The 12076-nt window shown below is 73.0% G+C and carries 3 protein-coding genes and 1 pseudogene; all 4 read left to right on the forward strand.

Annotation, left to right across the window (positions count from 1 at the left end):
* Nucleotides 1–964, forward strand: a pseudogene (locus ACIGXM_RS28510) (hypothetical protein); the annotation flags it as partial.
* Between the two features lie 21 nt (nt 965–985).
* Nucleotides 986–1420, forward strand: a complete 435-nt coding sequence (locus ACIGXM_RS28515; protein WP_396565778.1) for a YbaB/EbfC family nucleoid-associated protein — start codon at nt 986–988, stop codon at nt 1418–1420.
* Entirely contained in the window at nt 1413–1802 is a 390-nt protein-coding gene (locus tag ACIGXM_RS28520) for a WXG100 family type VII secretion target (protein WP_396565780.1), read from the forward strand. The genes ACIGXM_RS28515 and ACIGXM_RS28520 overlap by 8 nt, the downstream gene beginning before the upstream one ends.
* Nucleotides 1799–11887: a hypothetical protein gene (locus tag ACIGXM_RS28525; protein WP_396565782.1), complete on the forward strand. Its 10089-nt coding sequence runs from the start codon at nt 1799–1801 to the stop codon at nt 11885–11887. Before ACIGXM_RS28520 ends, ACIGXM_RS28525 begins: the two co-directional genes overlap by 4 nt.
* Nucleotides 11888–12076 lie beyond the last annotated feature (189 nt).

The raw sequence follows: 12076 nt of genomic DNA on the forward strand, positions 1-12076 counted from the left end.
ACCCACCCCGGGCGGCGAACGCAGCGACGCCTCCGGCCTCCTGGAGCACACCACCGAACCCTGGACCGGCGAAGCCGACGGCGAAACCGCCGAAACAGGCACCACCGCCGGCGGCGAGGGCCTCACCCTCCCCATCGAGAGCACCGCCCCCGAGAGCGCCCTCACCGGCGAGACCGCCACCGCCGGCGAGGGCATGCCCTACCTTCCCGGCACGGGCGGCGGCACCGCCGCCCAGACACCCACCCCGGGCGGCGAACGCAGCGACGCCTCCGGCCTCCTGGAGCACACCACCGAACCCTGGACCGGCGAAGCCGACGGCGAAACCGCCGAAACGGGCACCACCGCCGGCGGCGAGGGCCTCACCCTGCCCTTCTTCCCCGGCCCGTTCCTACCCGAGGGGGAGCACGCCAGGCACCGGAGGACGGCCACCGTCGGCTCCCAGAGCGTGGAGGAGGCCGCCGCCGTCCAGGCCGAGAGCGACTCCGGGCACGCGGCCGAGGCCGAGGAGCCGACGGAGAGGGAGCACGCCTCCGAGCACGCCGCCGCAATCGCCCTTCCGCCCACTGCTGGTGACGACGACTCGACCGTCGCCTGGGACGTCGCGGGCGCGGCCTTCGCGCCGCTGCTGTGGGCGGCCTCCACCGAGGACGAGGCGGACGTCACCGCGGACGGCCCCGCCACGGCTGACGAGGACACCTGGGGGATACCGGCTTCGAACAAGCCCTCGTTCACCACCTGGCAGCCCAACCGCGCCGGCGAGGCCGCCGCCAGCCCGGCCGCCGCCGCCCTCGCCGGCGCCACACTCGCCTGCGCCACCGACGACATCCCACCCGACCCGGAGGAGGAGCCGCCCGCCGAATCGGCGGACGAGGAGGCCCCGGCCCGCGGTGCCGCCGATCTGCTCGTCCAGGAGCGCGATCTCTGGGGCAGTTCGGACTCCGAGGGTCTCGGCGCCATCATCTGACCCACGGCCAGGGAAGGGACCATGAGCTCGAAGTACGACCAGGAGATCGAGGAGCTCCTCGCGCTGTACCAGCGGCAGCGCGAGGGCGCGGCCGAGACCCGGCGCAGGATCAACGAGGTCACCGGCACGGCGACCGCCCCCCGGCAGACCGTGAAGGTGACGGTCAGCGCCCAGGGCGACGTCACCGGGATCGACTTTCCCACGGGCGCGTTCCGGCGGCTGACCCCGAAGGAGCTCTCCGAGGCCCTGCTGAAGACCATCGCCGAGGCCCGGCGCGACGCGCTGGAGCAGGTGTCCCAGCTCTCCGGGCTCCAGCTGCCGTCGGGCACGTGCGTCGCCGATCTGCTGCAGGGCAGGGGCGATCCCCGGACGCTGCTGCCCGAGACCCCGGGCATGCCGGACGAGGTGCGCGACTACATCGACAACGGACTCGACGCCGGAGGTATCCGTGGGTGACCAGACCTTCTCCGTGGACCCGGAGGGCCTGCGCGAGCCACTGGCCCGCATCCGGGAGATCGCCTCGGACTTCCAGGGCATCGGCACCGGCCTCACCTCCAGGCTGGCGGCCATCGGCCCCTGCTGGGGCGACGACGAGTCCGGCCGGCAGTTCTACGAGGTGTACGGCGGCCCCCGCGACGAACTCCTCCAGGGCTTCTCGGCGGCCTCCGAGCTCGTGAACCAGACGGCCGACGGCATCGACACCATGTCCAGGAACTACCGCGCGCTGGAGGACCAGAACATCGCCCACGCGCAGTCCCTCAACAGCGGCGGCGACAACCACCTCCCCACCGGAGGAAGCGAGGGCGGCGGGCACGAGAGCAAGCCGGCGAAGCCGTGAGCATCGAACTCCCTCCCGCGCTCTCCTGGGTCGCCTCCCTGGCGGCCGGCTCGCACTGGCCCAAGGGCGACGAGGACGCCATGGCCGCCGTGGCGGAGGCCTGGGAGGACGCCGAGCGGCGGCTGATCGAGCTCACCGAGCAGATCGGCGACGCCGGTCGTGCCGTGCTGGCGCACATCGGCGGCCAGGTCGCCGACATGTTCAAGCAGTTCACCCAGAGCCTGGAGTCCAGCACCCCTGACATCGGCGGTGCCGCAGGCCAGTTGGCCCAGGCCGCACGCAACACCGGAGTACAGCTCCAGCACGCCAAACTGATGATCCTCGCTCAGCTGGTGTGGCTGGCGAACGAGATCGCCGACCTGTCCTTCTGGGCGCCGGAGGCGATCCCGGCCGCGGTCACCTCGGCACGGGTCGCGATCACGATGATCGCGCGCCGGCTGCTGACCTCCATCGCCGCCGGAGCGGCGTTCATGGCCGGCATGGACTTCGGGATCCAGGCGATCCAGCACCTGATGCACGACCGCACCACGTGGGACTGGTCCTCCGTGGCGTCCTCGGCGGAGAGCGGCGCGATCGGCGGGGGAACCGGCGGGGGGATCGGCGCGGGAGCGGGCGCGATCAGCAAGAAAGCGGCGAACTCGCTGATCGGCAAGGCCGTCATCGGCGGAGCCGGCGGCATGGCCGGCAGCACGGTGCTGTCCGGCATCTTCGGCGGGCCGAACGACTTCGCCCTGGCGGGCGCCGGCGGAGCGATCAGCGGGGCGCTGGGCGGTGGCAAGGGCCGCGGCGGCGGCGGTGCCAAGCCTTCAGTGGGCCCGATCGACGTACATCTCCCTCCGGGCCTGCACCTGCCCGAAGGCGCCGACAACCCGTCCGGCTTCGGTGTGAAGGAGCCGGGCGGCCTCGGCACCCACGGGCCAGATGGCTTCGGCGCGAACGGGACCGGCGGCCTCGGCGAACACGAACCGGGCAGCGATCGAAGTGCGGGGAGCGGCGGCTCCCAGCCCGACTCCGCCGGGCCGGCGGACAATCCGGCCGTCACCACCGGCCAGGACGCCCGCACGGGGCCGACCGACGACCACGCCGTCCCGTTCGGGTCATCCGCCCCGCCGGCCACCGGCGGTGCCTTCGACTCCTCGCCCGAGAACACCACGGTCCGTACCGCCAGCGACGACCCCGCCCCACAGCTCCCGACCGAACCGGAGGCGGCCTCACCGGCCGAACCGTCGCAGACGCCGTCGGGGCTGGCCGGCTTCGAGACCACACTCACCGGAGACCGACCAGCCACCGGCTCCACCTCGCGCAGCGAGCAACCGGCACCGGAGGTGCCGAGCACGGCGACCGTCGCCGGTCCGCCCGCCCGGCAGACCACGCGGAGCGGGTCCGTCCCCTCCTGGTCCAGCACCTGGCTCGGCGGCGCGGCCGTGGCGCCACGCGCACCCGGCTGGCACGAAGCCGATGGTGAGGCCGCAGCAACGCCCACCGAGCCGCACGCCCCGATCTCCACCAGCGCGCGCCCGCCCGCCACCCAGGCGTCGGCGCCCCCGGCCAGCACTGCGCCGGCCGCGCCGCCCGTCAGCCACAGCGCCACACCCACCGCGCCAGCCCCGCACAACGGCAACACCGGGGCCGCCCCGACGGAATCACACAGCACCGCGCCTTCGGCTGCCGCCTCGCCCGGCCGCACACCGGTCACGCACGCCCAGGACGCACCCGGCGAACCGGCCCGGCAGGCCCCACCCACCCGGTCCGCCCCCCTGGCGCACAGCGCCGAGCCACAGCCGGCCCCACACGAACCGGCCGTCGAACCCACCGCGCCGGCCCCCGGCCAGGCATCAGCCCACACCCAGGAACCGGCCCGGAACACCCAGCCCACCAGTACACCGGTAGCCGCCTGCCCCGGACCGGGCGAGTCCGCCGCAACGCCCAGCCCCGCCGGGGCACCGGCTCGCCCGCAGGAGCCCGCCCAGGCAGGAGCGGGCCGCACCACCACACCCGATCCCACCGCCCAACCTGCCCAACCCGCTCGCCCGCGGCCCACCGGCGCACCGGTCACCCCCACCCGCCCATCACTGAACAACGGCACAACGGGCTCCCCGGGCACTGCCAGTGCGCACACCACCGGGCCGGATACGGAGATCGGCACGCCAGCTGCAGCACACCGGTCGGTGTCCCCGTCGACGGTCGCGCCGCCCCCCGAGGCAGCCGCCCAAGCGCCACACCCCGCACCGGCCGCACCGCCGCACGAACCCGCGACCGCCCAGGCACCGGTCACCCCCACCGATCCGACCACCCGGCCCGCCGACCCGACCACCACGCCCCCGCCCGCCGGGCCGGGCGGGCAGGGGCCGGTGGGCTCCCGTCCGACCAGGAACCCCGCGCCGCGCTTCTTCGTGAGCTCCGGCTTCGACCAGCGCCGCTTCACGTTCGGCGGCACGGCCTACACCGACCTGACCGTACGGGTGGCGTTCCAGGGCGGCAGTCCGAAGGACGTCGCCGACACCGTCACCAGCGTCCAGCAGGGTGTCCAGCAGCACTTCAACGACCCGAACCACCAACTGCCCAACCGCGACCGGCTGCACGTCACGGTCGAGCCCGTCGGCCCGGAGGGGAAGCCGCACCTCACCGTGCAACTGACCGACCGCAACGGCCCGATGGACCAGCGCGCCTGGCCGGTCGGCGCCCCACCGGCCAGGTATGCGCACGAGATCGCCCACCAGCTGGGCCTCCGGGACGAGTCCCAGGATCCCTCGAACCCGAATCGCGCCGACGTCCCCGGCAGCCTGCTCGGCGACTTCCGGAAGCCACCCACCGACCCCGGTCTCGACCAGGGCGGTCTGCGCGACCGCCACTTGCTGCTGCTCGGCGCACTGACCGCCGGCCACGACGACCCCCGCCACCCGCCGGGCGAGCCGCCGGTCCGTGCCCCCGGCGCCCATCCGGCAGAGGTCGGTCACGCCCCGGGCGATGCGGCACCCAAGCCCTCGGACGCCACAACCCCGCACGACCAGCCGCCGCGGCAGCTGCCCGAGGCATCGGCCGCCTCCGGCGCGGGCGCGTCAGGAGCCGCGGGCCCTGAGAGGGGGGCCGGCACCACGGTGGCACCGGCTTCGGACGGCACCACCGGCCCCCGCCCCGTCGAGGACGATCCGGGCTGGCAGCGCGCCCGCGCACAGGCCCGCTCGACGTCGCACCAGCACACCTGGGTGGACCCGGTCTCCGACCCCACCCGGACCCGGTATCCGCGCACCGCTCCCACCCAGGAGCGCGCGCCCGTCCTGGAGAGTCCGTACCCGGCACCGGCGGCTCAGGGCTCCACGTCTCACCCCGCGCCCCAAGGACCCGCACAGCAACACCACCCAGCCGCCGCGCAGAACCCCAACCACCGGAACCAGGCGCCGCAGGATCGCCCGCAACCGCAGACGACGGCGGCCCAGGAGTCCACCTCCCACGAGCCGACCCAGCAGCACCAGCAACCCGCAGCCCAGAACAGCCGGACACCCGCACCTCACGACACCGCGGCCCGAACCACGCCGCAGGAACCCACCCAGCAACCGGCCGCCCACCAGACCACGCCCCAGGGCCCCACCCATCAGAACAACCAGCAACCCACAGCCCACGACACCCCACCCCAGGAACCCGCACAGCAGCACCAGCCGTCCACTGCCCAGGAGACCACCCAGCAGAACCGCACCCAGCACCAGCCGGCACCCCCACCCACCACACACCCCGAGCCCACGCAGTCCCAGCCCACGCAGCCCCGGCAAACTGTGCAGCCCGCCGCCATGCCACCGCCCGCCACGGTCGACGAACGGCACACCCGCTCCCTCGCCGGGCTGAAGATCACCGGCGAGCCCGGCCCGGAGGCCGTGCGGAGCCGGATCAACGAGCTGCTCGGCGACCACCGCAACGAGAGGTCGGTGGTGCTGGGGCTGGACTCCCAGCTCACGCCAGGCAACTTCCGCACCCGGCATCCGCAGATGGCGGACGGCGGCGGCTGGCGGTTCCCGATCACCGTCAAGGGGCGGCCGTACGAGGTGCAGCTCTCCGTCCAGCCGCACGCCTGGGAGCCGACCCAGCATGTGCCCACCAAGGAGCAGAGCGAGAACGACGGCAAAACCGACATCGAGTCGACTGCGAAGTCCAGCTACACGCCGGAGCCGCGCAAGACCCAGGCCAACTACACCCAGTCCGGGCTCAGCATCGCGCCGTCCTACACGCATCCGGTCAATCCGCACCTGCTGGCGACGGTTTCGCCCTCGGTCACCGTGGGCGGGGCGAACCACGAGATCGAGACCACGGTCACGTCGACCACCGAGACGTCCAACAAGCTGACACTGACCGGGCCGACCGCCCCGCACATCGCGCGGTTCGACTACCACGTCGATGTGGTGGACAACGAAGGCGAGTCGCTGGGCGGCGGCAAGCGACCACCGGTCGTGGCGTCGGTGACCGCCGAGATCCCCCACCGTGGGGCACCCGAAGGGACCACTCCACAGAACTGGGAGGGCTGGGACCCGGCACCCCGGGGCGCGGCGGACCACGCCCCCGCCCCGCGGCCCGGTGCGCACCCCCACGGGCAACCGCTCACCGTCACCGGACTCGGCGAGGCCCGGGACGCGGTCTTCAACGCCCTTCCCAAGGAAAAGCACCCCGACGGCGCCGCGCACCAGGCCATCAACGACTTCTTCACGCAGGAGAACGTGGTCAACGAGTTCGAGCACGCGTCGAGTTGGGGCATGACCTCGCCCCCGGTGCGGTTCTCCGACGGCAGTACGGGCCATCTGCACCTCACCCTGGAACCCCACGGCTCCACCGTGCTGGACACCGTCGACCACAAGGTCGAACTCGGCTCCAACACCTCGACCGAGCACAAGGGAAGCCAGGCGGACAAGACGTCCCGGGGCTTCGGCTTGGGCGCCGGTGCCACGGGCCAGGTCTGGAAGTCGCCCCACCCGGGCGACAAGGAGTCCAGGTGGCTGGGCGGTTCGGGGGGCTACTCCTACAGCGGCAGCCACGACCGCGAGGACAAGAGCAGCCACACCGTGAAGGTGGCGAACAGCCACGAGCACAAGGGCAAGGCCGACATCGTGGCCACCGACGTGCACTTCCACATCACCGTGACGAAGCAGCACTTCTCCCCCGGTGCCGACGGCCTCCACAACACGAAGGACCAGCGGATCGGCGCCCGGGTCGACCGGAGCGAACCGCCGGCGGAGCCGCACGACGGCGACATCGTGATCACCATCGACCACCCGATCACCGGTCAGGCCCTCCGGGTGGTCCCGCATCCCCCGACCGAGGCCGCCCCGACCGACGCCGGGACCCTGGACCAAGCCCCCGCCCACGCCACTGCCGGGTCCAGCTCGGCCACCCCCACCCCCACCAACCACCCCCCCACCCACATCCCCATCGAACCGCTCGGCGGCCCAGGCACCGAGCACCCGGCCCGAACGGGCGAGCACTCGGCCCAGACCGGCCAGCACCCGACGCAAGCCGGTTCGCGCTCCGTCCACGCGGACCCGCCGCCCGCACTCACCCAGCCGGCGCCACCCCCCGCCCCGGACGCCGCCGGGCTGCGGAGCCCACTGGACAGCCACCGCACCTCGTACCTGCGCGTGCCCGGCTCGGCGGAGCTGGAGCAGCACATCGTCACCGAGCTGCACCGGCAGGCTCCCGGTCTCCTGCCTCCGCCGAGGGGTGCGGCCGCTTCCCCGGGCGCGGACCACGCCCGGGTCACCCCGCAGGCGATCAAGAACCTCGACGACCTGCACCAGCAGATCACCCCGTCCGCCCTGGTCCGCGGCGGGCCCGATCTCATCGACGGCGCCTTCCGGATCACCCTGGACAGCTCGCACCTGCCGGGTTTCGGCGCGAAGACGCACGAGATCCTGATCAAGGCCGACCTGGGGCCGGGGGCGCACACGGGGTCGCGGACCTCCACGACGAAGAACAGCATCAGCCGCACCCCAGGCGGGGACCACGTGTCCACCGACGGCGGCAAGCACACGGTCTCCGGCAGCATCAACCTGCGCGCCTCGGAGAACCACCCCGACACCAACCGGGCCTTCGTCAACTTCAACGCCGACGGCTCCTACGGAACGAGCCACCAGAGCACCACTGCCGCGTCCACCGAGACCAAGCACGAGTTCAGTCTGGAGGGGCCGGCCGACCAGTTCGACTACCCGGCCACCTATCACGTGATGATCGGCCGCGAGGACCCCAAGAACCCCACCACGGTGCTGAACACCGGCGCGGGCTCCCCGCACGCCGGGCAGACCCGGACCGTCCAGCCGAACAGCGGGCAGCTGCGCGTGGAACAGCACCCGCCCGCACCCCCGTCCGACACCCCGCCACCCCAGCATCCGGCACCCGCTTCGCTGCCGCAGGCGAACTTCATCCGGCACGTCGACAATCAGCCGGGCTTCCAGAGGAGCGTCGACCAGGCGCTGCGCAGCGCCTTCAACCAGCGTCCCGGGCTCCCGGAGTCGGTGCGGCGCGGCGTTCTCGGCGATGCCGCCCCGTCCGACCTCTCCGAGGTGGTGGACGCGCTCAGCGGACCGGGCCAACTGCGCGGCGCCGTCCACGCGTCGCACGGCGGCTGGGCGAACACCGGCGACGAGCACGTGGGCTGGTTGCTCGACCAGGGCACCGTCGGGTTGTCCACACGGACCCGGCTGAGCGACTTCCACTACCAGGAGACCCTGTCCGGCGAGGGCAAGCTCACGATCGAGAGCACCTCCAAGACCTCCACGGCCGTCGAGGACAAGTGGAGCGGTGGCCTGAAGGGCGGAGCCGGCCCGGATTTCGGCAAGTTCCCCGAGACACCACAGAACACCCACGAGTCCACCTACCAGGTCAGGGGCGGCTTCAAGGTCAAGGGCAACCACTCGCGCAGCGGCGGCGACGCGGTCAAGCACGAGGCTTCGACCACACGCACGTTCGCCACTCCCAAGGGCACCTGGCACGTCTACCAGGCCAAGGCGGACATCACCACCATCGGACGGGTCACCGACAACAAGGGCGCGACCAGCTACGGCGACCCGCAGCGCAGCGAGCACACCGTGCAGGTACTGCTCTCCGATGGCGACGTACGCGCGCTGGACGGCGGCGCCGAGCATCCGGAGCCGTCCGACCCACGCACCGCTACGCTGCTCAACCAGGGCATCGGCGGCAGCGCGTTCGCGCACCTCCCCGGTAGTGACGAGATCCTGACCGAGATCGACAAACAGCTGCGCGGTCCGCAGCCGGAGGGTGCCGTGCCGGAGGCGGCGCTGCCCTTCGCGGACACCTACTCCCCGCACAACCTGGGCGCCAACTTCGACGACCTGATGGGCAAGGGCATCCTCGGGAGCCACGTGGACGAGAGCCGCTTCAACCGCGTGGTGACCACGGCGCTGGTGCGCGGGGTGCCGGGAGCCGACTGGCACGACGACCAGGTGGAGTCGGACGGCGAGATCAGCCGCGAGGTCACCTCCTCACGGACCGTCACCGGTAGCTCCGGCCGCTCGAGCTCGCTGGGCGCTGACGTCAACGGGCGCTTCTCCCTTCGCACACCGCAGACCTTCCGCCACCTGAACAACTTCGGCTGGAACCCGTCATCGGGTGGCGAGGCCAACCTCACCACCAGCGCCAAGTCGGGGATGAAGACCGAGATCAGCCACAAGACCTCCGGCTTCGGCACCAACCACAAGTTCTCCAACAACGTGCGGTTCCAGGTGTCGGTCAGCCGGAACATCAACGGACGGTTCGCCAATCTCAAGGCAGACCCCGCACCGGTCAACCCGAGCTGGCGGACGGAGACCTGGGTGCCCGAACCGCTGACCGTGAAGCCCGGAGCGGAACACGATCCGCCCGCCGTCCGGCCGGCGCCCGGTGAACAGCCGCACGCACCGCAGCCACAGGCACCGCAACCGGCCGGTGGCGCGGCGGGCTCCCACCCGGGGGACGGCATCGCGCTCCAGCCGGTGGGCCCGCACGGGGCCGACGTCAGCAACTGGCGGCAGCAACTCGCCGATGGCCATGACATGGTCGGCTTCAGCAACTCCAGCCGGCTGGCGGACAACGCCGTCCACGCGCTGAACACGCCACGCCCGTGGGGCGACGGCGTCGTGGGCCGGACGGGTGCGGCGGTGTCCACCGCCATCGGCGCGGGCGCGGGGCTGCTCGGTTCGGCCGCGAGCAAAACGGCACACGCCGTCCTGCCGCAGTCGGCGTACAACACCGTTCACCGGTTCCACCAGTCCCACAGCCACGACCCGCGTCTGCCGGACGGCGACCAGCTGAAGCAGGAGCAGCCGCTGCCGGCGGCCCAGCAGGCGGCGGTCCGCCAGGTGTTCTCCCCGCAGTCCCTACCGGCCGTCTTCCACGAGCTCAACACCCCCGGATCCGCCTACCACACCGTCCCACTCAGCACGGATGGCCGAACGCACCTGGTGGTCAGGATGGACCCGACCGGGCCGGCCCAGGAGTTCAACAGCCGCGAGAAGGGGAAGGACGAGCTCACCAGCAAAGCCGAGGACGCCTCCAGCACCAGCGCGACCAAGGGCTACACCTGGAGCGGCAACCCAGCGGACCTCTCCGTGTTGACCAACAAGCCACTGGTGAACATCCCCTTCAGTCCTGTCAGTCTGGCCGGACAGGGCAGCGGCGATCGCACCACCCCGGTCACCCACGCCCCTGAAGTGCCCAGCCGCCCCCTGCCGGTGGGCGGCATCCCGCACGGCAAGGAGCCGACCGAGGCGGGCAAGGCCGAACTCAAGGGCCCGCAGGCGCTCATGAGCCAGCCGGTGCGGTTCACCACGCAGAAGGCCGACAGGAACGGGCCGTACGGCGAGGCCGTGCCGACCGACGGCGACCTGTACTACTGGTCGGAGAAGCGCCCGGACCCCGACTCCGCCCCGACAGCCGCGCCTGCGGACGCCCCCGCGGGCACCAGCGGCGCGGTGCCCGCACCCGCGACCGGTGGCTCCGGCGCCACGCCTCCCGCCACCGCGCGTCCCACAGCCGCGGCCCCCGCCACCGGCAACCCGGCAACCGCTCCCGCATCCACCACCGGCGACAGCGGAACACCCCCCACCACCACACGCCCCGCCACTACCAGCGAACCCGCGACCGCACCCGCGACCAGCAACAACACCACCGCACCCACTTCCACCACCACGAAGGCCACACCCACGGCCCCCGCTACCAGCAGCCCCCCAAACGCCCCTGAGGCGGCCGACAACACCACCGCGCCACCTCCCAGCGCCCCGAAGAACCCCGCGCCCACCTCCGCAGCCCCGACCGTCCACCAGCCGCCGGCCGCGCCCCCCGAAACGCACACCACCGACACCACCACAACGCCCGCCACCGCCAACGGCCCCGCCAAACCCCCCATCACGGTCGACACCGGCCCACACCCCGGGCCCACTCCCGCAGCCCCCTCCGCCCGCCAAGCACCCTCCGACGCCGCCTCCGAGGTGTCGAGCCTGCACGGCTCGATCCTGTCGGACCTCTCCCAGCTGTCGCCGGTGTCTCCCGTCTCCACCGGCCCCCACGACCCCTTCGGCTCCCGCGTCTCCATCCTGGGCAGTCTCACCACGCCCGCCGCACCGCAGCACTCATCCTCGCCGGAGCCGCCGGCCACGGACGGCTCCGTGTTCGTCCCGGCCCCGGCCGTGCTGAGCCCGGGGCAGTTCGCGGCCGTGGAATCCCCGCCGGCCCGGATCGCCGGGCCCGAACCGGCGGCCGCGCCCACCGGTGGTCGGCCGCTGCGGGTAACCGTCACCGGGCGAGGCGGTGGCACCGAGGACGGCGAGTCAAACTCCGGCCAATCCCCGCAACTCGGTGCGGACCGGGCTCAGCCGGTCACCGACGCAGAGGGCACCGCGCCGGCCGGCCATCCCGCGGAGCCGGAGCTACCGGCGGACGGGCCGATCCTGCTTGCCTCCGGCGGCCTCACCATCGCCCCGGTCCCGCTCACCCGCGGGCCCTCCCCCGCAGGTGCGAACCACGCCGTCGTCACACTGCCGCCCCCCACCCCTCAGCACCCGGCCCCACCACCTCCCGAAGCCCCCGCCACGCCGGATCCGACCAGGCCTTGACGCCCTCCAGCCGATCCCGGCAGGCGACTTGTGGGGGGCGGTGGCGGGCACCGCCCTGCCCGCGCCCCCACCCCTCAGGCGTCCGATCGTGTCCAGGAGTCAGTCCTGGTTCAGGCCTTCAACGTATTCCCGCAAGAGCCCCCAAGGGACGTTGAACCCCTGAACGACCGAACGGTCCCGACAGGGGCT

It is taken from the genome of Kitasatospora sp. NPDC052896 (genome assembly GCF_044547075.1).
Taxonomy (GTDB): domain Bacteria; phylum Actinomycetota; class Actinomycetes; order Streptomycetales; family Streptomycetaceae; genus Kitasatospora.